General features: G+C 63.8%; 22 protein-coding genes. All 22 read left to right on the forward strand.

All coding sequences use genetic code 11. The features are described 5' to 3' along the window. The 22 genes from CF68_RS05900 (at position 1) to CF68_RS06005 (ending at position 19220) form a co-directional block, all read left to right on the forward strand. A complete protein-coding gene (locus tag CF68_RS05900; RefSeq protein ID WP_013957680.1) occupies positions 1-726 on the forward strand; it encodes a TIGR03759 family integrating conjugative element protein in 726 nt (241 codons plus the stop codon). Then, on the forward strand, positions 711-1286 hold the full coding sequence (locus tag CF68_RS05905) for a transglycosylase SLT domain-containing protein (RefSeq protein WP_035816701.1): 576 nt from the start codon (positions 711-713) through the stop codon (positions 1284-1286). The genes CF68_RS05900 and CF68_RS05905 overlap by 16 nt, the downstream gene beginning before the upstream one ends. A gap of 7 nt (positions 1287-1293) precedes the next feature. After that, positions 1294-1830, forward strand: coding sequence for an integrating conjugative element protein (locus CF68_RS05910; protein ID WP_035816702.1), 537 nt, complete (start codon positions 1294-1296; stop codon positions 1828-1830). Positions 1831-1845: 15 nt separating this feature from the next. Then, a complete protein-coding gene (traD, locus tag CF68_RS05915) occupies positions 1846-4017 on the forward strand; it encodes a type IV conjugative transfer system coupling protein TraD (RefSeq protein WP_035816703.1) in 2172 nt (723 codons plus the stop codon). Further along, the gene (locus tag CF68_RS05920) at positions 4014-4763 is read left to right on the forward strand and encodes a TIGR03747 family integrating conjugative element membrane protein (RefSeq protein WP_035816704.1); all 750 of its coding nucleotides are present in this window, start codon (positions 4014-4016) and stop codon (positions 4761-4763) included. The genes traD and CF68_RS05920 overlap by 4 nt, the downstream gene beginning before the upstream one ends. 144 nt (positions 4764-4907) lie before the next feature. Continuing rightward, entirely contained in the window at positions 4908-5051 is a 144-nt protein-coding gene (locus CF68_RS37445; protein ID WP_161786853.1) for a hypothetical protein, read from the forward strand. Positions 5052-5080: 29 nt separating this feature from the next. Further along, positions 5081-5443 carry an RAQPRD family integrative conjugative element protein gene (locus tag CF68_RS05930; protein WP_035816707.1) on the forward strand — a complete coding sequence of 121 codons (363 nt, stop codon included), beginning with the start codon at positions 5081-5083 and terminating at the stop codon, positions 5441-5443. Beyond that, positions 5440-5679 (forward strand): TIGR03758 family integrating conjugative element protein, encoded by a 240-nt coding sequence (locus CF68_RS05935; RefSeq protein WP_035816708.1) that lies wholly within the window; start codon positions 5440-5442, stop codon positions 5677-5679. Before CF68_RS05930 ends, CF68_RS05935 begins: the two co-directional genes overlap by 4 nt. A 23-nt stretch (positions 5680-5702) precedes the next feature. After that, positions 5703-6068: a TIGR03745 family integrating conjugative element membrane protein gene (locus CF68_RS05940; protein ID WP_035816709.1), complete on the forward strand. Its 366-nt coding sequence runs from the start codon at positions 5703-5705 to the stop codon at positions 6066-6068. Between the two features lie 12 nt (positions 6069-6080). After that, positions 6081-6530: a TIGR03750 family conjugal transfer protein gene (locus tag CF68_RS05945; RefSeq protein WP_051591420.1), complete on the forward strand. Its 450-nt coding sequence runs from the start codon at positions 6081-6083 to the stop codon at positions 6528-6530. Next, on the forward strand, positions 6527-7216 hold the full coding sequence (locus CF68_RS05950) for a PFL_4703 family integrating conjugative element protein (protein WP_035816710.1): 690 nt from the start codon (positions 6527-6529) through the stop codon (positions 7214-7216). Before CF68_RS05945 ends, CF68_RS05950 begins: the two co-directional genes overlap by 4 nt. Beyond that, positions 7213-8133 (forward strand): TIGR03749 family integrating conjugative element protein, encoded by a 921-nt coding sequence (locus CF68_RS05955; protein ID WP_035816711.1) that lies wholly within the window; start codon positions 7213-7215, stop codon positions 8131-8133. Before CF68_RS05950 ends, CF68_RS05955 begins: the two co-directional genes overlap by 4 nt. After that, positions 8123-9589, forward strand: coding sequence for a TIGR03752 family integrating conjugative element protein (locus CF68_RS05960; protein WP_035816713.1), 1467 nt, complete (start codon positions 8123-8125; stop codon positions 9587-9589). Before CF68_RS05955 ends, CF68_RS05960 begins: the two co-directional genes overlap by 11 nt. Further along, a complete protein-coding gene (locus tag CF68_RS05965) occupies positions 9570-10004 on the forward strand; it encodes a TIGR03751 family conjugal transfer lipoprotein (protein ID WP_035816715.1) in 435 nt (144 codons plus the stop codon). Before CF68_RS05960 ends, CF68_RS05965 begins: the two co-directional genes overlap by 20 nt. Further along, positions 10004-12889 (forward strand): conjugative transfer ATPase, encoded by a 2886-nt coding sequence (locus CF68_RS05970; protein WP_035816716.1) that lies wholly within the window; start codon positions 10004-10006, stop codon positions 12887-12889. The genes CF68_RS05965 and CF68_RS05970 overlap by 1 nt, the downstream gene beginning before the upstream one ends. Positions 12890-12899: 10 nt before the next feature. Then, positions 12900-13658, forward strand: coding sequence for a thioredoxin domain-containing protein (locus CF68_RS05975; protein ID WP_035816739.1), 759 nt, complete (start codon positions 12900-12902; stop codon positions 13656-13658). Between the two features lie 193 nt (positions 13659-13851). Further along, positions 13852-14343, forward strand: a complete 492-nt coding sequence (locus tag CF68_RS05980) for a JAB domain-containing protein (protein WP_035816717.1) — start codon at positions 13852-13854, stop codon at positions 14341-14343. 193 nt (positions 14344-14536) lie between these two features. Further along, a complete protein-coding gene (locus tag CF68_RS05985) occupies positions 14537-14977 on the forward strand; it encodes a TIGR03757 family integrating conjugative element protein (protein ID WP_035816740.1) in 441 nt (146 codons plus the stop codon). Further along, positions 14974-15924, forward strand: a complete 951-nt coding sequence (locus CF68_RS05990) for a TIGR03756 family integrating conjugative element protein (protein WP_035816718.1) — start codon at positions 14974-14976, stop codon at positions 15922-15924. Before CF68_RS05985 ends, CF68_RS05990 begins: the two co-directional genes overlap by 4 nt. A gap of 30 nt (positions 15925-15954) precedes the next feature. Continuing rightward, complete coding sequence (locus CF68_RS05995) at positions 15955-17337, forward strand: integrating conjugative element protein (protein WP_051591423.1); 1383 nt, start codon at positions 15955-15957, stop codon at positions 17335-17337. Beyond that, positions 17334-17687, forward strand: coding sequence for a hypothetical protein (locus CF68_RS06000; RefSeq protein ID WP_035816721.1), 354 nt, complete (start codon positions 17334-17336; stop codon positions 17685-17687). The genes CF68_RS05995 and CF68_RS06000 overlap by 4 nt, the downstream gene beginning before the upstream one ends. 15 nt (positions 17688-17702) lie before the next feature. Further along, entirely contained in the window at positions 17703-19220 is a 1518-nt protein-coding gene (locus CF68_RS06005; protein ID WP_035816722.1) for a conjugal transfer protein TraG N-terminal domain-containing protein, read from the forward strand. Positions 19221-19290: the final 70 nt, after the last annotated feature.

Consider the following 19290-nt stretch of genomic DNA (forward strand, 5'->3'; position numbering starts at 1 on the left):
ATGACGCAAGTACCTGTGGCCGTCCTTGCCGTGTTCCTGGTAGTCGGCTTACGCGGTGCATACGCACAGACAGCGCCGCTGGTGACCCCGCGCGTAGCTCAGAGCCAGCTTATGAAAAGCACTGACGCCGCGCTCGACGAGCGCCAGGCCAGGGATTGGGGCTTGCGTCCTGAAGAATGGACGCGATACCGGCAACTGATGCAAGGGCCGCTGGGCGTTTATTCCCCCAACCTCGACCCTCTCACGACCTTGGGCATCGAGGCACGCAGTGACGAGGAGCGTAACCACTACGCCGAGCTGCAGGTGCAGGTTGAGGCAAGGCGCGTGAACAAAACCCTCGCCTACCAGAGGGCCTACGACGCGGCTTGGAAGCGCCTCTATCCGGGCCAGCAGCGTGTCAATCTCCCGGGTGCACAGACACTGAGCGCTGGTAACAGCGGTTCTGGTCGCCTGGCCGTTTTCGTCAGGGCTGACTGCGCGCCGTGCGACCAGCGCGTGCGCCAGTTGCAGACGGCGGGCACGGAGTTCGATGTCTATATGGTCGGCAGCCGCCTGGACGATGCTTATATCCGCCAGTGGGCGACTCGGGCCGGCATCGACCCGGCCCGAGTCCGCGCACGCACGATCACGCTCAACCATGATGCCGGACGTTGGCTGTCCCTCGGCGTGTCGGGCGAGCTGCCGGCCGTGGTACGTGAGCTGAACGGCAGATGGCAGCGGCAGTAAATCCGCAGTCCGCGTTGCATGTCGCGCTCCTGCTAGTCGCCTGCGTCTGGGCATCAGTTGCGCCCGCGCAAGAGGAGCCGCCGCCGGCCTACCAGATTGCCGCGAAGCACGCAGGTGTGCCGTCGCCAGTACTGTACGCGGTGGCCTTGCAGGAGAGCGGCACCAGACTGCGTGGACGGTTGATTCCTTGGCCGTGGACACTCAATGTTGCGGGGAGGGGCGAGCGTTATGCCACGCGGGCTCAGACCTGCGCGCGCTTGAGCCAAGCGCTCACCCGCATCCCAGCCAACCGGATCGACGCCGGCCTCGGGCAGGTCAATCTCGGTTACCAGGCGCATCGCTACAGTCATCCCTGCGAGCTCCTCGACCCTTACAGGAATCTCGCGATCGTCGCGGAAATTCTCATGGAGCAGTACAAAGAGGGCGAGGACTGGCTAGCCGCCATCGGTCGCTACCACCGTCCAGCCGGCGGCGCACCGGCCGCTCGTTACCGCCGCAGTGTTCATCAGCACCTCGTTCGCGTGCTGGGGCCGCGCACAACGCCTTCCGCTATCAAGTGACCTGGCCATGAATCGGATGCTCTGTACTTCCGCCCTGGGGCTGCTCATTGCCACCACCGCCTTGGCGAAATCGACCGCCCAGCCCCTGATCGTTGTCGAGGACCGCGGCGGGGCCCCGGCACTGCCGTATTACCAGGCACTGAATGCCGAGGGTGAGGGGGCGCCAGGGCCGGCCGCACCGAAGCAGACACCCCGCATCGGAGATCGGGAAGAAGCCGAGGCGGTCATGCTGCCGGTGCGCTCGACACGGCTGTCGCCGGGTAATGAGCCGCGGCGCGTCATCCGCGCGCCGGCCATCACACCATTGTTCCTGATCGGCGACGATGACCGCTCCCGCGCTTGGCTGCTGCAGCGGCGGGGAGCGCTGAAAGCGCTGCACGCGGTGGGACTGGTGGTCAACGTGGTGTCGCCCGATGCACTGGCCACACTGCGCCGCCTAGCGCCGGGCCTGATGCTGTCGCCCGTCTCCGGGGACGACCTGGCTCAGCGGCTGGGCATCCGTCACTATCCGGTGCTGATCACCTCCACTGGCATTGAGCCGTGATGTGAGACGCCGGTTATGGCCAAGTCCCGGAACATCGAGGTTCTGCTGCGCCCCGCGGTGGAGTTGTACACCGTCGCGGCCTGTGCGGGCGCCGCGCTGCTGTGCCTGACGGCACCGTGGTCGCTCGCGCTGAGCCCTCTGTCGGGCCTGGGTAGCGCGCTTGCGTTCCTCATCTTCGGCGCCATCCGGCTGCGGGACGCCTGGGCCATCCTCCGCTACCGACGCAACATCCGCAGGCTACCGCGCTACGTGATGACCAGCCGGGACGTGCCCGTCAGCCAACAGCGGCTATTCGTTGGCCGTGGCTTTCGATGGGACCAGCGCCACACGCAGCGGCTTATGCAGACCTACCGGCCGGAGTTCCGCCACTACGTGGAACCGACAACGCTCTACCGAGCGGCGCGGAGGATTGAGGCGCGGCTGGAGTTCGCGCCATTCCCTGTGTCCAGGTTGGCGAAGGCTCTGGCCTGGGACAGTCGGCTCAATCCAGCGCGCCCGCTGCCGCCAGTCGGCGGCCTGCCACGTCTGCACGGCATCGAGCCGCACGAGGTCGACGTCACGCTGCCGTTGGGCGAGCGGGTCGGCCACACGCTGGTGCTGGGCACCACGCGCGTGGGCAAGACCCGCCTGGCCGAGCTGTTCATCACCCAGGACATCCGCCGCAAGGTGGGCGGCCAGCACGAGGTGGTGATCGTCTTCGACCCGAAGGGGGACGCCGACCTGCTCAAGCGCATGTACGTGGAGGCCAGGCGCGCCGGCAGAGAAGGGGAGTTCTACACCTTCCACCTGGGCTGGCCGGACATCTCGGCACGATACAACGCCGTGGGCCGTTTCGACCGGATATCGGAGGTTGCCACGCGCATTGCGGGCCAGCTTTCGGCCGAGGGCAACAGCGCAGCGTTCCGCGAGTTCGCCTGGCGCTTTGTCAACATCATCGCGCGCGCGCTGGTCGAGCTGGGGCAGCGTCCCGACTACCTGCTGATCCAGCGCCACGTCATCAATATCGACACGTTATTCATCGAGTACGCCCAGCACTTCTTCGCCAAGAGCGAGCCGAAAGCCTGGGAGGTCATCGTCCAGCTCGAGGCGCGGCTAAACGACAGGAACACGCCGCGCAACATGATCGGCCGCGAGAAGCGGGTCGTGGCGCTGGAGCAATACCTTTCGCAAGTGCACATCTATGACCCCGTGCTCGATGGCCTGCGTAGTGCCGTGCGCTACGACCGCACCTATTTCGACAAGATCGTTGCTAGCCTGCTGCCGCTCTTGGAGAAGCTGACCACCGGAAAGATTGCGCCACTGCTCGCTCCGAACTACTCGGACTTGAACGACCTGCGGCCCATCTTTGATTGGATGCAGATCATCCGCAAACGCGCCGTGGTCTACGTCGGGCTGGACGCGCTATCGGACGCCGAAGTCGCGGCCGCCGTGGGCAACTCAATGTTTAGCGACCTGGTATCAGTCGCCGGCCACATCTACAAGTTTGGCATCGAGGAAGGTCTGCCGGGCCCATCGACCGGCGTGAAGGTGCCCATCAACGTCCACGCCGACGAGTTCAACGAACTGATGGGGGACGAATTCATACCGATGGTCAACAAGGGCGGCGGCGCCGGGATCCAAGTGACAGCCTACACGCAGACCCTTTCTGACATCGAGGCGCGCATGGGCAGCCGCGCCAAGGCCGGGCAGCTGATCGGCAACTTCAATAACCTGTTTATGCTGCGCGTGCGCGAGACCGCCACGGCCGAACTGCTGACGCGGCAACTGCCGAAGGTCGAGGTGTATGCCGCCACGGTGACGAGCGGCGCGATCGACAGCTCGGACCCGAGCGGCAACACCGCCTTTACCTCCAACACCCAGGATCGCATCAGCAGCACCAGCGTGCCGTTGATCGAGCCCGCGCACGTGGTCGCGTTGCCCAAGGGGCAATGCTTCGCGCTGATCGAAGGCGGAAATCTATGGAAGATCCGCATGCCGCTCCCCGCGGCCGACCCCGATGAGGTCATGCCAAAGGATCTCCAGGAACTCGCCGCCTACATGCGGCAGCACTATGGCGAGGCGGGTGACTGGTGGGCGAGTCAAGGCGCCCCTGTCTCGCAGAAACAAGCGTTTCCAGACGATCTGCAAGCGAACTCTCAGCAGACTACCGCGGCCAATGAGGCTGGTGGCGAAGACGTCGAAACATGAGCGATCCGGTCGTCGCAGCGCAGCGCCAGCAGGTCTACCAACAGGGGCTGGTCGCGAGTGTCATCACCTTGCCGTTCCGCATCTTTGGTGTGCTGTGCGGCTCACTGCTTTTGTGCATCGTGATCGAATGCATCGGGTTGCACTTCTTCTGGCCTCAACAGGGCTGGCGTCACGCGCAGAGCATGCTCAATCACGAGTTGGCCCTGGTATCGGAGAGCTTTACGCGCAGCGTGATGGTGCAGGAACCAGGCCGCACCGCTCGGCATCTTGTCGAGCTGGCCTACGACTGGCTTTTCGTCAAAAGCGGGCTGCTCGACGTGATACGCGATGCCGCTACGCAGGCAAGCGCCGGTGTCCGCAGCCAGGCACATGATTTGCGCTACTACCTTGGCGTGGTCTATGTGCATGTTGAGAGCTACTTGATCGCCTCCGCCTACACCGCTCTCGTGTTTCTCGTGCGGCTGCTGGTGCTGACGCTGACCTTGCCGCTGTTCTTGATGGCCGCCTTCGTTGGCCTGGTGGATGGGCTAGTTCGGCGTGACGTGCGCAGCTTCGCAGCCGGCCGCGAATCGGGATTCGTCTACCACCGAGCGAAGGCGAGCCTGATGCCGCTGGCCATTCTGCCGTGGGTTATTTACCTGGCGCTGCCGGTGAGTGTTCATCCGCTGCTAATCCTGTTGCCCAGCGCGTCAATGCTGGGCGTAGCCGTATGCATCTCCGCCGCGACGTTCAAGAAGTATCTCTAGGCGATTTTGGAAGGTGAACGTGTCCGACTGCGCCTTGCCCGCAGCAAGGAACGTGCACTAGCCCCCACGCTTGGGGGCTGGCACATTGTACCCTCTTCCCTCATGGCCGCGGCGGTCATCCCGACGTGTAGGTTCTGCGCACTCATGCCATATGTGCTCAGCAGCTTCTGGGAAGGGAAAAGCTTGCGCGCTGAAATGCCGCCGTTGGCGCAACATGACGCCGTCAATCTGGTTGTGCAGAAATCCTCTTTCTCTGCGGCGCATGACTGCGGCGCGCTGCAGTATTGACACCATCCACTTCACCAGGGGATGGCAACATGAAACAAACATGCCGACGCACTGGCGCGTGGCCACGCCGGATGGTCATCTTGCTCCTGTTGCTTTCGTTCTCAAGTTTGCGTGCGGCCATGGCTTCCAATGGCGCCATGGAGCGTGAGCAACTCGGCGCCTTGGCGCGTCAGATTGAACTGGCGGACAGCATCGCAGCGCACGCCGCCAACACCGCAATGGATGAACGTGCCCGCTACCACTTCGATTATGCCCGGCTGCATGCTGACCTTGAGCGCATCCGTGCAGGCGTGCAGGACTACCTCGCCCCCGAGCGTGCCCAGCCGCGCGATCCCGTTCCCATCGCCGGCGACTACGTACGAAGCCATGAACCGCAGGAGTCATCGCCATGACGCTTGCCGCTGATCAAGTCGCCGCTTTTCAGGCCAACAGTGGCTTCACGCCTCCGACCGTCTCCACCGTTGTCCTCGGCTTCGTCTTCGCCGTTCTGCTGCTCTGGGGTGTTTGGGCGCTGCGTACCGCCTATGTCGGTTGGGCCGAGAACCGGACAACCGAGCGCCAGTTCGTCGGCGTGGCCGTACGATTCGTCGCGATGTATCTGACGCTGAGCTTCTTTCTCCTGTCCTGACCACCACGAAAGTTTGAATCGCTATGAAAACCTGTTCGATTTTCCATCGCGCCACATGTGTTGCCACCGCACTCGTTGCGCTATGCATTACGGGCATGCCAAGCGCTTCGTTCGCTGCCGGCCTGCCGACCATGGAAGACCCATCGCGCGGCGCGGGTAAAGGCATCCTCCAAACGCTGCAGAACTACGGCTACGACATCGTGCTGCTCATTGCGCTGCTTGTGGTTTCCTCGATGTTCATCGGGGTCTGCTACCACGCTTATACGCGTTATGCCGAGATCCACACCGGCCGCGCTACCTGGGGCCAGTTCGGCCTCACGGTGGCGGTGGGCGCCATTCTGTTGGTCGTTGGCATCTGGCTGATGACCAAGGCCACCGGTGTGCTCTGAGGGTGTGCAGCGATGACCGGCTACCCCCAGAACCCGAGGCTGGCTGCGCAGGATGGTCTCAATGATGGGCTCGTCGTCTTCCTGCCGCATCGCTTGAACCGCCATCCGGTGGTGATACGCGGATTGACTGCCGACGAGCTGTGGGCCTGCGCCGGCTTGTCCGGTGTGGCCGGCTTCCTGACAGGCTTGGCGGCGGCCTGGCTGACCCAGAGTATTGCCATGGTGCCGACCCTGGTCGTCGTTGGCATCGGGATCGGCGTGTTCGGGGGTGGCGGCTTCCTGCGCCGAAAGAAGCGCGGTCGGCCTGACACCTGGCTATACCGCCAGCTCCAGTGGCGGCTCGCGCTGCGCTACCCCTCGCTGGCTGCTCAAGTAGGCGGACGGCAGATCATCGCTTACTCTGGCTGGTGGACCACACGGCGCGAGTGGCCTTCCACATCCATTCGTCGGGGCGCCGCATGAGCCGGTTCAAGAACGAGGTCATGCACCTCGAGGCGCATGTCAAGACCTTGCGCCTAGCCGTGGCAGCGCTGTTCGCCCTGGCCCTGGTGCTGGGGTTCGGCTGGTGGAGCGCGCCGAAGACCCTGACCATCCACGTGCCCCCTGATCTGCGTTCGGGTAGCACCCGAAAGTGGTGGGACGTGCCTCCGGAAAACGTCTACGCCTTTACCTTCTACATCTGGCAGCAGACCCAGCGCTGGCCGGCCAATGGCGAGGAGGACTACCCGCGCAATCTCAAGGCGCTGTCCGCTTACTTCACGCCTGGGTGCCAGTCCTTCCTGCAACAGGACTACGAATTGCGGCGAAACAACGGCGAACTGCGCCAACGGGTGCGCGGCATCTATGAGATCCCCGGCCGAGGCTACGGCGATGATCCCACGTCGCGTGTGCAAGTCGTGTCAGCAGCGGATTGGATCGTCACGCTCGAGGTAAGTGCCGACGAGTACCTCGGCTCCGAACAGGTCAAGCGCGCACTGGTGCGCTATGCCTTGAAGGTCGTTCGCTCGGATGTGGACCCAGAGCATAACCCCTTCGGCCTGGCGCTGGACTGCTATGCGAGGGCGCCGCAGCGCATTGAATCGGCGCCGGCAACTGTATCCGGCCCCCAACCTGCCGCTGTCAACCATCTGCAAGGAGAAGCGCCATGAAGCGGCGTATCCTTTCGGCCTTGGCTGGCCTTCTGCTCGGCATGGCGCAAGTCTCCATCAGCCACGCTGTGGAGCTCCTGCGCTGGCAACGTTTGCCCCTGGCTGTGGCGCTAGTGGTCGGTCAGGAGCGCGTGATCTTCATCGATCGTAACGTGCGCGTCGGCCTGCCGGAGAACATCGCATCGCACCTGCGCGTGCAGAGCGCCGGCGGCGCGATCTATCTGCGCGCGAGCGAGCCGATTCCGCCCTCGCGGCTGCAACTGCAAGACGTGGAGTCCGGGGCGCTGATCCTGCTCGACATCGCTGCCGAGACAGCCAAGGCAGGCCAGCCTGCGCTCGAGCCTGTGCGCATCATCGTGGGCGATGCGGCATCATCGCCGGCGAACGCTCTGGCCGGTACCGTCACAAGCGAGCACCAGCCGCGCGAGACGGCAGGCGCGGCGACGCGGCGCGCGAGCCCGGTGCCTGCGGTGCTGACACGCTATGCGGCACAAAACCTCTATGCACCGCTGCGCACGGTGGAGCCGGTGGCCGGCGTCCGCCGCGTGAATCTACGCCGCCATCTGGCTCTACACACATTGCTACCTGTGCTCCCGTTGCGCGCGCAGGCGCTGGCCGCGTGGCGGCTCGATGACCAGTGGGTGACGGCAGTGAAGCTCACTAACACGTCCGCACGGCGCTTGGTACTCGACCCGCGCGCACTGCAAGGCGATTTCGTCGCGGCAACCTTCCAGCATGCGACCTTGGGGCCGGCTGGCGCTTCGACCGACACCACCGTGGTCTATCTTGTTACCCGTGGCCATGGCCTGGCCGAGTCGCTGCTGCCAAAGGTGGCAACCTTCGACGCCACCGCTAGCATGCCGGTGGCGGCCGCGGCCGGCCAGGCCGAAGGAGGAGATCCCCATAATGAAAAGTAATCCCCTCCTCAAGTGGTTGCTGATCCCGATGGTGCTGTTGATGGTCTTCGCTGGCATCAGGCTCTTCTCAAATGATCATGGTGCCGAGCCCGCGAGGCCCGATCGTGCCAATCCGCTCTCGCCTGAAGAGATGAAAGCCTTGGGTATCGAGGGCGATACGCCGCGCGATACCGTTGCCACGCTGGTCGCCCAGGTCAAGCAACTGCGCAACGAACTACAGGCAGCGCTCAACGACAACAAGGACCAGAAGGCCGAGAACGAGCGCATGCGTGTCCGTGAGAGTGCGATTGACCAAAGCATCCAGACCGCATTGGAGGGAGAGCGCGGCCGCGTGCAACAGGAGCGTGATCAGATCGCAAACGATCGTCAGCAGACGCAGGACCGGTTACAAGACTTGCAGCGGCGCCTCGACGGGCTTTCCGGCGAGGGCGGGCAGCCCGACCTGCCCATCGGGCTGGGCCTGGAGGAGGGCGATGGCAAGCACAGGGGCGGTGCGCGCAAGAGCGGCGGCCTGCACTGGGTGGAACCAGATGACGCAACGCCCGTCAAGAGTGGCGATGTACGTAGCGGCCCGAATCTGGCCACTAGCTTCGGACCCGCGCAGAGAACTCTGACGGATATGGCTGAAAACACTGCGAGCGCCGCCGCTGAGGCTGTCAGCAGCGCCGCAGGGACCTACGCCAAGCCGATCTACACGGTGCCGTCCAACTCGACGCTCATTGGGTCGATTGCCATGACAGCGTTGATCGGACGTGTGCCGATCGACGGTACGGTCAACGACCCGTATCCTTTCAAGGTGCTGATCGGTCCGGACAACCTTACCGCCAACGGCATCGATATTCCCGACGTAGCCGGTGCAGTGGTGAGCGGCACCGCCTCGGGCGACTGGACACTTTCATGCGTGCGCGGCCAGGTCCGCAGCGTGACGTTCGTTTTCGAAGACGGAACTATCCAAAACGTGCCGCAGAAGAGTTCGCGCAGCCAGGGTGCCGCCGGTGACCAGGCTAGCAGCACCGGCATGGACGGCAGCGCGGTGCGGGGTAGCTTGGGCTGGATCAGCGATCCCCACGGCGTCCCCTGCGTCTCCGGCGAGCGTCGCAGTAACGCGCAACAGTACCTCGGTTCGCAGGCGTTGATTACCGCGGCCGGAGCAGGCGCGGCCTCGCTCATCAAGTCGGACACCGGCAGTGTAGCCGTGGTCTCCAACAGCAACGGCTCGCTTGGTACGGTCGGCATTTCAGGCAACGAGGCCATGGGCCGCATTCTCGCCGGGGGTGTGCGCGACATGGCCGACTGGGTCAACAAGCTTTACGGGCAGGCCTTTGCCGCAATCTACGTGCAGCCCGGGGCCAAAGTCGCTGTCCATCTGGAGCAGCCCCTTAACATCGACTACGACGTCAAGGGGCGGCGGGTCAATCACCGCATCGGAGAAGCTCATGCGTCAGATCTGGACTGAAGCCGCCGCGATGCTGATTGCAGCCCTGGTGCTGGGAGGGTGTGCCACCAGCAAGGACAAGCTACTACCACAAGGCGATCACACAATGCTCGATGTCTGGCAACAGGAGACTGGCGGCAGTGCGGGCGGTGGTCAGCCCGCGAGACAACTGATCGATGTGCGTCATGGCTTGCGCCGGCCGCTGACTGAGCCCGATGTAAAGAGCATGCCCGCGGCCAATGCAGCCTACACCCGCACCGCCGCCAACGAGATCTACCGCCAGTTCCACCGACTGCCCAACCCGGACCTCGTGATGTACGTCTTCCCGCATCTGTCCGGAAGCGATCCAGTGCCGGTGCCCGGCTACACCACGGTGTTTCCGCTTTACCAGCGGGTGCAGTACGCGATGCCGGGCGAACGTTTGGAGGATTACTAATGATCCGCTCATTCTTTAGGACGCGCCGGGCCGAAAGGGCAACCGGTGCCAGTGAACCGGCTGACGAGGCCTGGACCCGGCATGTGTCGTTACTGGCCGCGCATGGCATTACCGAGCCCGGCAGCGCGTTGGCCGCCGGCCGCCGCAACCCGGCCACCGAGGCGCACGCCCAGGCGCTCTATGATGTGGCCCCGTCCTTCGCCGATCTGCTGCCCTGGGTCGAATATCTTCCCGAATCGATGAGCATGCTGCTGGAGGACGGCGATTCGGTCGCGGCCTTCTTCGAGTTGGCCCCTGTCGGCACTGAAGGGCGCGAATTGGCCTGGCTGTGGCAGGCGCGCGACGCGCTGGAGAACGCGCTGCAGGATTCCTTCGATGAACTGGAAGAGTATCCCTGGGTGGTCCAGCTCTATGCTCAGGACGAGGCGAATTGGGACGGCTATCTGCGCACGCTGGCAGACTACGTCCGGCCACGTGCTCAGGGCATCGCCTTCAGCGAGTTCTATCTGCGCTTCTTCGCGCACCACCTGCGCGCGATCGCCAAGCCAGGCGGGCTCTTTGAAGACACCATGGTCACACGCTTGCCGTGGCGCGGCCAGGTCCGGCGTGTGCGCATGGTAGTCTACCGGCGCGCACCCGCGACAGCGGTTTCCCGACGCGGCCAGTCGCCCGAGCAGTCTCTCTGCACGATCTGTGATCGACTCGTGGGCGGGCTCGCCAATGCGGGCGTGAAGGCCCGCCGCATGCATGCGGCCGACATCCATGACTGGCTGCTGCGCTGGTTCAACCCGCATCCGACGCTGCTGGGGCCGAGTGCTGAAGATTGCGAGCGCTTCTACGCGCTGACCCGCTACCCCGAGGAGGGGGAAACAGGCGAGATCGAACTGGCTAGCGGCGACTTTGCCCAGCGCTTGTTCTTCGGGCAGCCGTGCTCGGACCTGGCCAACGGCGTCTGGCTCTTCGACGGGATGCCGCATCGGGTCATTGTGATGGACCGCCTGCGCATGCCTCCGGCGACGGGACACATAACCGGTGAGACTCGCAAGGGAAGCGATGCAGTCAATGCGCTATTCGACCAGATGCCGGAAGATACGGTGATGTGTCTTACCCTGGTCGCTACGCCTCAGGACGTGCTAGAGGCGCACCTGAACCACCTGAGCAAGAAATCGGTGGGCGAGACACTAGCTTCGGAGCAGACTCGCCAGGACGTGCAGCAGGCGCGCAGCATGATTGGCAGCGCGCACAAGCTCTACCGCGGCGCGCTGGTCTTCTACCTGCGGGGGCGCGACCTGCAGCAGCTTGACGCCCGCGGCCTGCAACTGGTCAACGTCATGCTCAACGCTGGTCTACAGTTGGTGCGCGAGGAAGACGAGGTGGCGCCGCTCAACAGCTACCTGCGCTGGTTGCCCTGCGTCTTCGACCCGGCCCTGGACAAGCGGCAGTGGTACACCCAGCTCATGTTCGCGCAGCACGCCGCGAACTTGGCGCCGGTGTGGGGCCGCAGCCAGGGCACGGGGCATCCGGGCATCACCTTTTTCAACCGTGGCGGCGGGCCGATCACCTTCGATCCGCTTAACCGGCTGGACAGGCAGATGAACGCGCATCTGTTTCTTTTCGGTCCCACCGGCTCGGGCAAGAGCGCCACGCTCAACAACATTCTGAATCAGATCACGGCGATCTACCGGCCGCGCCTTTTTATCGTCGAGGCGGGCAATAGCTTCGGTCTTTTCGGCGACTTTGCCTCGCGCCTGGGCCTGTCGGTCCACCGTGTCAAGCTCGCTCCCGGCGCTGGCGTGAGCTTGGCCCCTTTCGCCGACGCCTGGCGCCTGGTAGATACGCCTGGTGAAGTGCAAACGCTGGATGCCGATGACCTGGATGAGGACCGCACCGAGACAACGCGGGTCGCAGACGCTGACGAGCAGCGCGATGTGCTCGGCGAGCTGGAGATCACGGCGCGGCTGATGATCACCGGCGGCGAAGACAAGGAAGAGACGCGGATGACGCGAGCAGACCGCAGCCTCATTCGTCAGTGCATCCTCGACGCGGCTCAGCGTTGTGTGGCCGATAAGCGAATGGTACTCACGCGCGATGTGCGCGACGCACTGCGCGGGCGCGCTCACGATTCGACACTGCCGGAGATCCGTTGCGCCCGACTGGCGGAAATGGCCGACGCAATGGACATGTTCTGCCAGGGCGCGGATGGCGAAATGTTCGATCGGCCCGGTACGCCTTGGCCCGAAGCCGACATCACCGTCGTAGATCTGGCGACCTTCGCGCGCGAGGGCTACAACGCTCAGCTCTCCATCGCTTACATCAGCCTCATCAACACGGTGAACAACATCGCCGAGCGCGACCAGTTTCTCGGGCGGCCGATCATCAACGTGACCGATGAGGGGCACATTATCACCAAGAACCCGCTGCTTGCGCCCTACGTCGTCAAGATCACCAAGATGTGGCGCAAGCTCGGCGCCTGGTACTGGCTTGCGACTCAGAACCTTGATGATTTGCCCAAGGCGGCCGAACCAATGCTCAACATGATTGAGTGGTGGATTTGCCTGTCGATGCCGCCGGATGAGGTAGAGAAAATCGCACGCTTCCGCGAGCTGAGCCCGGCACAGAAGGCGCTGATGGCGTCGGCACGCAAGGAGACGGGCAAGTATAGTGAGGGCGTGATCCTCTCCAAATCGATGGAAGTGTTGTTTCGTGCTGTCCCACCCAGCCTCTACTTGGCCCTGGCTCAGACGGAACCGGAGGAGAAAGCCGAGCGCTTCCAGTTGATGCAGCAGTACGGCATTGGCGAACTGGATGCTGCATTGAAGATCGCTCAGAGGATCGACTGCGCCCGCGGCATCGCATCGCTTACGCTCGATGGATTGACGCCGTAAGGAGCGCATGATGAAACGTTCCGGCGCTACCCAATCCCGGCCCCTTCTTGCCGTACTGCTGGTGGCCGCCTCGCTGATAGGCGGAGGCGCCTGGCTGGTACTGCGTCCGCAGGCCATGGCGCCTGCTACTGTTCAGGTTGAGCCCCATGCCGAGGCGAAGACTGGGGGCACGACAGTACCCGGACTGCCTTGGCGCCGCGGCCGTTCTGACGCGCGCTTCACGGTGATCGAGTATGCCGACCTGGAATGCCAGTTCTGCCGAGCCTACTTCCCAGTTCTCAAGCGCTGGATCGATGAACACCCAGACGTAGCCTTGCAATGGCACCATCTGCCGCTCGCGATGCACGAGCCGGCCGCATCCGCCGAAGCCCGCCTCGTCGAATGCGTCGGTGCTGCCGGCGGCGATGCTGCGTTTTGGCAGGCGGTCGAATGGGTCTATACCCATACCCGCGGTAATGGCCAGGGCCTGCCGGAGGAACTGCGCTATCCCGACCTGTCGCCTGCCACGCAGCAGTGCTTGGCGTCCGAGCGGCCCAATGCAGTCATTCGCGCCCAAGCCGAGGAGGCGGCCAAAAACGGTGTCACGGCCACGCCGGCCCTGCTTCTACTGGACCGCGAGACGGGTAAGACGCTGCTGCTGCACGGGCCAGTCGAGGGCGATGCCTTGCTTTCGGCGCTCGATTTGCTCGCCGCTGGCGGCCACACCGCTGCCGATCCGTACAGTACTACAGATATGCCCGCCGCAATCGTCGGCGACATGCCCAGGTAGCCTCGATCTTCAAGGCTACGGCGCGGCGCGACCGCGTTGATCGAAACCCCGTTCGCATCGCATCCCTGGCGCGAACAGCCATCGCCACCGCGGTGGTGGATGCCTGTTTGTCCGATGCCTCATGCCGTCATCCATTGGAGGGTTTTGCCCTCCCGGGGCATGCGCCTCCGACTTTAACCATTGGAGGTTTGCAATGTCTTTCGTGTCTGATTCCACCCCGCAGTCGCTCGCTCTGCTTGCCGCGCAGCACGAGGATTGGATCATCCAGCAGGCCATCACCGTGCTGGAAAAGCGTGTCTTCAAGTCTGGTCCGGTGCTGAACGGTCTCGCGGCCGTGTGCGACTTCCTGCGCCTCAAACTGGTTGCGGAGCCCAACGAGGTGTTTGCAGCGGTGTTCCTCGACGCTCAGGACCGGGTACTCGCCTACGAGCCGCTGTTCAAGGGCTCGCGTAGCGAGGTCGCGGTGTATCCACGAGTCGTTGTTCAGCGCGCCTTGGCCCTCAACGCCTCGGCGCTCATCCTTGCGCATCAACATCCGTCCGGGATAACCGAGCCGTCGATGGCCGATCGAGTGCTCACGGACCAACTCAGCGTCGCCTTGGCGCTGGTGGATGTTCGTCTGCTGGAGCACGTCATCATCGGCAAGGGCACACCGTACTCGTTCGCCGAATCGGGGCTGCTGTAACCCGGTCACGGCGACGTTCCGGACGCGCATATTCCACCCTGCGGGAGCTTCGGCTCCCGCTTTTCTTGTCGCCAATGCAACGCGTTTCTTGCTGAGCCAACAAACGGAACGCGCGCAGTGCGTCTTGTTTGTCGAGGCGATGCCGCCTTCAGCGCTTGACTATGGCTCTGATCAGCTTCCAAGGATCCCGTGCATGTCAGCCCTTCTACTCAAGTTCTTGCCGGGGTGGCCGGCCCCAAGCTTCGCTGCTGTATTGCCAACGATGCTGATCACATTCTGCACGCCCGCCTTCGCCGCCGACGTGCTTGTCATCACCGACAGCCGCCATCCAGTACGAGCCATGGGCGGTGAGCGAATCATCGAACTGGACCTTCCCTCGCGGATCGAGGCCGAGCTGTCTGCGGGCCTGCCCGCAGATGCGATCCTCGCCGCCGACCTCGTGCGCAAGCGCCTACGCGAGGGCAAACTTCAGCGCCGGATAGGCCAGGCCTACCAAGGGTTCGCCGATGCTCTGGCCTTGGGCATCACCAAGGTGCCTGCCGTAGTGGTCGACGGCCGCTATGTGGTCTATGGCGAGCCGGACGTTGCGCGCGCCGTGGCGCGCATTGAAAACCATCGGAGGGAACAGCCATGAATCGCCTGCTCTTGCCACTCTCTCGCCGGTTTCGGCTGGCTATGGCTTTAGCGCTCCTGAGCGGTGCCGCGTCGGCATTCGCTTTGACCACGGCCACCATCGTGGCCTCTTCTGCGTCGCCCGGCTGTCTGGAATACCGCGTCGTCGGCATCTGCTACTGGCTGTATTGCTCATGGTCGGGGTGCAGTGTGCGTACGTCGTTGAAAGTACGTCATTACGTGCCGGATGCGGTGGTATCGAGCTATTCGAATACTGGCGAGAACCCATGGATGGAAGTGCGTGCGATGAGCATGCCGAATGACACCGCCCAAGCCGGTGGCGACGGCACCGTGAACCATGGCAATGATTACAACGTGGCGAAGTTCAAGAACACCGACGTGATTGGGCACCCTGCGGGTTCGGTATTCAGCGAGTTCGCCAGGGCCTTTGGTTACACCTGTCAGGGCGCGGGTACGGCTTTCATGCCGTACTTTCTGAGCACGCTCGACACGGCGGCCTGGCGCTACAACCTGCCCGAGATGGTGTATCCGGAGGCGCTGACCTCTGGTATGCGAGAGATCGGTAGCCGCGTGACGGGGGATCTGTGGGGCAATGTCTATCCGCGCGGCGGATTCTTGCATCAGACCGATGACTACAAGAGCGCTGCCGTGGTCGCGCAGCGCGCGGGCGACGTCGTTACACGGCGCGCCCAGCCCCACGTCTATCAACCGCTGCTGGCGAATACCCGGGATGGTTACTGGCCGGCTGGTGCACTGATGGAAGGCAACGCTTCCACCGGAAAGTGGCAAGAGCTGAGCCCGACGCTCTCGAACTCCTGTGCCGTTTTTCCGCACAGCAGCCCGCGTGTGCAGGCCAAGCAGGGCAACTACGCCTGGGCGCTGTGGCGGCCCTATGCCTGTTGCCAGCGTCGGGGACAGGTCTTCCTTGGTAGCGTTGATTTAACATGAGGTTTCCCGATGAAGGTGTTCTATTCCTGTATGACAGGGCGTGCTAGGCCCTACGCGTTGATTATCGCGCTCGCTTGCGCCGTCACGGCGGCAGCAGGCGTCACGTGGGCGCAGACCCATATCGACCGCAATGGCGCAAGCGCGAGCGGCAGCGTCATTGGCGATGACGTGCTCTACAGTGTGGGCGGTGGCCGGGCCGTGTCCATGAGCGGGGCTGGGAACATGAAAAGCATCGGCGTCGGTGTCGGCTGGAACAGCAACCTTATCTGCGGGGACATGAGTCTAACGACGACGCTGCAGAACCAGCTGAACGGTGCCACTAACGGCTTCCAGTCCATCATGTCCTCAGTGATCCAGAACGCCACCAGCGCCGTGGCGTCGCTGCCGGCGCTGATCATCCAGCGCGCGGATCCGGCGCTCTACAACCTGCTAGCCAACGGCGTGCTGCAGGCGCGCCTGGACTTCGACCGCTCCAAGATGACCTGCCGGGCCATCGCAGACCGGATGGCGGATTTGGCCGGCGGCCAGGCGGGCTGGGACCAACTCGCCGAGGGTATGGCGCTGCGCAATGCGGTGAGTAGTACCGATGCCGTGTCGGCTATCGCGCGGGCCGAATCGAACAAGGGCAACAACGGCGTGCCATGGGTAGGCGGCCGCAATGCGGGCGGCTCTAGCCAGAATCCAATCAAGGTGGTGAGCGACGTAACGCGTGCGGGCTACAATTTGCTCAACGGGCGCGACGTCACGGAGACGTCATCGATTCCGCCTGCGTCCTGCGGCAGTAGGCTGACGTGCCTCACGTGGTCCTCGCCACAGGCTGCTATCAACTTCGCCACCCGTGTGTTGGGCGAGCGCGAGCAGCGCACCTGCGACAACTGCACCAAGACGCAGACCACGCCGGGCGTCGGCCTCACGCCGGTGATTCAGGAAGAGTACGAAGCCAAACTGCAGGCACTGCAGGAGCTGGTGACGGGTGTGAAGCCGACGACAGTAGCGAACCTCGAGGCGGCCGGCAGCAATTCGCTGCCGATCACCCGCGGCGTGATCGAAGCCCTGCGAGACGAGCCCGACCAGGATTTGCTGGGCAAGCGGCTGGCTTCCGAGGTGGCGCTGTCAAGTGTGCTGGAGAAGGCCTTGCTGCTGCAGCGCACGCTGCTGACCGGCAAGAAGGAGCCGAACGTCGCAGCCAATGATTTGGCCGTGAAGGAGGTCGACCGGGAGAACGGCACGCTGGAGCAGGAGATCAACAACCTCAAGATCGAGCTGGAGTTGCGGCGCACACTGGCCGGGAACTCCGCCTTGGCGATCGTGCAGCGCCACGACACCCGCGCCGGCGGATCGCGCGGCATCTTCGAGGGCGACACCACGCGCGATCGGCTCAAGGAAGTGCAGAAGCCGCGGAGCACGCCGTGACTGCCCGGACCTGGCTGCGGCCGGCCTGGCTGCTCAGCCGCCGCGTGGGCATTGTGCTGCTGTGGATACTGGTGGCAGCCGGCATCGTCGTGGTTGTGAGTGTGGCCGGCATCCACGTCATCGGCAGCATCGACGGCTGGGAGCACTGGCTGCGTGCTCACGCGACCCATTTCCTCGTCTGGCGGCTGCTTCTCTACGCAGCGACGGCTTATGGCTGGTGGTGGATGCGCGGGCGCCTGCGGCAGCGCGAGCCATCGGGCGAAGCGCATCAACGCCTGCTGCGAGTCGAGATCGCGGCCGTGATCACCATCGTGCTGCTCGAAGGCAGCCAACTGCTGCGCCATGCCTGAAGCTGGGATGACCTCATGACCCTCTACACGACCGACTACCTGGAGTATTACCTGACCCTGGTGGGGTGGGTGGTCAACAACGGCATCTGGAACATCCTCGTGGAAAGCGGCCTGTTCGCGCTGCCGTTCGTTGCCATCGTGATCCACGAGTGGCTGCGCGCGAGGACAGAAGGCGCGGACGAGGGCAACAAGGGCGTGTTGTCCTCGATGCGCATCGAGAACCGCGTGTGGGTTGCGATCGTAGTGATCCTGTTCGCCGGCATCCCCTTCATTCCGGTTGATCTCAGCACGATCAAATTCGACACGAGCCGTTCCCGGCAGTGCCAAGTCAATGTCCCCCAGCCGGCCGATACGGGTTGGTCCAGCTCCTATACGACGCTCAACAACCAGAGCGCACTGGTGCCGGTGTGGTGGTTCTTCATGCACGCCATCTCGAAGGCCGTCACGGGCGCCGCGGTGGCGGCGATTCCTTGTGGAACTGACCTGCGGCAGATGCGCATGGATGTTGACGCCACGCGCATCGATAACCCGGTGCTGGCCCAGGAAGTTGGCGATTTCGTGCGTGACTGCTATGGCCCTTCGCGCGCCAAGCTGTTCATGAGCCGGCCGACGCTCTCCGACGAACAGATGAACGACGTCACCTGGATCGGTTCGGGCTACTTCCTCAACACCGCCGGCTTCTACGACACCTACCATTCGAGCACACCGCGCACGGCTTGGCCTTATGACGCGGCCCGCGATGCGGGGCTGGCCCAGGTGGACAGTGGCGGCGGCTACCCGACCTGCCGGCAATGGTGGTCCGATGGCAGCAGTGGGCTGCGCGCACGCCTGCTGGCCCAGGTCGATCCCGATCTGCTCTCTCGTATCGGGCGATGGGCGGGGTTCCTCTCGCAGAATGAGGTCAACGACTCGGTGGTCCGCGCCGTCGTCTCGCCCCGGCATCAGAAGATGAACCAGGGGGCCGTTTATTCCGACTACGGCGGTCAGATCGAGAAGACGCTGCCCAACATTGTGGCGCGCGGCACTGGCGATCTCGGCCTGGCCGCCGGGTCGCCTGGTTTCTTCCCAGCTATGGACGCGGTGCGCCAGGCACTGCCGATGGTGCTGTCGCTGCTCAAGATGGCACTCGTCATCTGCATCCCACTGGTGCTGCTGTTCGGCACCTATGAGCTGAAGGCCGTGGTCGCTGTGAGCTGCGCCGAGTTCGCGCTGTTCTTCGTGGACTTCTGGTTCCAACTTGCGCGCTGGCTGGACAGCACGATCCTCGATGCGCTCTACGGCTGGGGATTTGGTGCGAACCGGCCGCACTCAAACTTCGATCCCTTGATCGGCCTGAACAATGCCTTCGGCGACATGTTGCTGAACTTCGTCATGGCGACGATGTTCGTCATCTTGCCGACATTCTGGGTGGCCGCACTCGGGTGGGTAGGCGTGCGGGCTGGCGCCGCGCTTCAGTCATTGGGTGTGGGATCTAAGGAGGCTCAGGCTGCAGGAGGGAAAGGCTCCAGCATCGCCATGAAGGTTGTTAAGTGACCTGCTTAGTCTTGTTCGTCTTCGGGATCGTGTGGATCGATGAGCCTGTCAGATTTCTTGTGTGTTGAGG

Origin of the sequence: Cupriavidus sp. SK-4, assembly GCF_000611125.1 — a bacterium.
Lineage (GTDB): Bacteria > Pseudomonadota > Gammaproteobacteria > Burkholderiales > Burkholderiaceae > Cupriavidus > Cupriavidus necator.

Excerpts from the sequence above, each read along its gene's own strand:
- CF68_RS05900 (WP_013957680.1), top strand. The coding sequence starts at position 1 with ATGACGCAAGTACCTGTGGCCGTCCTTGCCGTGTTCCTGGTAGTCGGC.
- CF68_RS05905 (WP_035816701.1), top strand. The coding sequence starts at position 711 with ATGGCAGCGGCAGTAAATCCGCAGTCCGCGTTGCATGTCGCGCTCCTG.
- CF68_RS05910 (WP_035816702.1), top strand. The coding sequence starts at position 1,294 with ATGAATCGGATGCTCTGTACTTCCGCCCTGGGGCTGCTCATTGCCACC.
- traD (WP_035816703.1), top strand. The coding sequence starts at position 1,846 with ATGGCCAAGTCCCGGAACATCGAGGTTCTGCTGCGCCCCGCGGTGGAG.
- CF68_RS05920 (WP_035816704.1), top strand. The coding sequence starts at position 4,014 with ATGAGCGATCCGGTCGTCGCAGCGCAGCGCCAGCAGGTCTACCAACAG.
- CF68_RS37445 (WP_161786853.1), top strand. The coding sequence starts at position 4,908 with ATGCCATATGTGCTCAGCAGCTTCTGGGAAGGGAAAAGCTTGCGCGCT.
- CF68_RS05930 (WP_035816707.1), top strand. The coding sequence starts at position 5,081 with ATGAAACAAACATGCCGACGCACTGGCGCGTGGCCACGCCGGATGGTC.
- CF68_RS05935 (WP_035816708.1), top strand. The coding sequence starts at position 5,440 with ATGACGCTTGCCGCTGATCAAGTCGCCGCTTTTCAGGCCAACAGTGGC.
- CF68_RS05940 (WP_035816709.1), top strand. The coding sequence starts at position 5,703 with ATGAAAACCTGTTCGATTTTCCATCGCGCCACATGTGTTGCCACCGCA.
- CF68_RS05945 (WP_051591420.1), top strand. The coding sequence starts at position 6,081 with ATGACCGGCTACCCCCAGAACCCGAGGCTGGCTGCGCAGGATGGTCTC.
- CF68_RS05950 (WP_035816710.1), top strand. The coding sequence starts at position 6,527 with ATGAGCCGGTTCAAGAACGAGGTCATGCACCTCGAGGCGCATGTCAAG.
- CF68_RS05955 (WP_035816711.1), top strand. The coding sequence starts at position 7,213 with ATGAAGCGGCGTATCCTTTCGGCCTTGGCTGGCCTTCTGCTCGGCATG.
- CF68_RS05960 (WP_035816713.1), top strand. The coding sequence starts at position 8,123 with ATGAAAAGTAATCCCCTCCTCAAGTGGTTGCTGATCCCGATGGTGCTG.
- CF68_RS05965 (WP_035816715.1), top strand. The coding sequence starts at position 9,570 with ATGCGTCAGATCTGGACTGAAGCCGCCGCGATGCTGATTGCAGCCCTG.
- CF68_RS05970 (WP_035816716.1), top strand. The coding sequence starts at position 10,004 with ATGATCCGCTCATTCTTTAGGACGCGCCGGGCCGAAAGGGCAACCGGT.
- CF68_RS05975 (WP_035816739.1), top strand. The coding sequence starts at position 12,900 with ATGAAACGTTCCGGCGCTACCCAATCCCGGCCCCTTCTTGCCGTACTG.
- CF68_RS05980 (WP_035816717.1), top strand. The coding sequence starts at position 13,852 with ATGTCTTTCGTGTCTGATTCCACCCCGCAGTCGCTCGCTCTGCTTGCC.
- CF68_RS05985 (WP_035816740.1), top strand. The coding sequence starts at position 14,537 with ATGTCAGCCCTTCTACTCAAGTTCTTGCCGGGGTGGCCGGCCCCAAGC.
- CF68_RS05990 (WP_035816718.1), top strand. The coding sequence starts at position 14,974 with ATGAATCGCCTGCTCTTGCCACTCTCTCGCCGGTTTCGGCTGGCTATG.
- CF68_RS05995 (WP_051591423.1), top strand. The coding sequence starts at position 15,955 with ATGACAGGGCGTGCTAGGCCCTACGCGTTGATTATCGCGCTCGCTTGC.
- CF68_RS06005 (WP_035816722.1), top strand. The coding sequence starts at position 17,703 with ATGACCCTCTACACGACCGACTACCTGGAGTATTACCTGACCCTGGTG.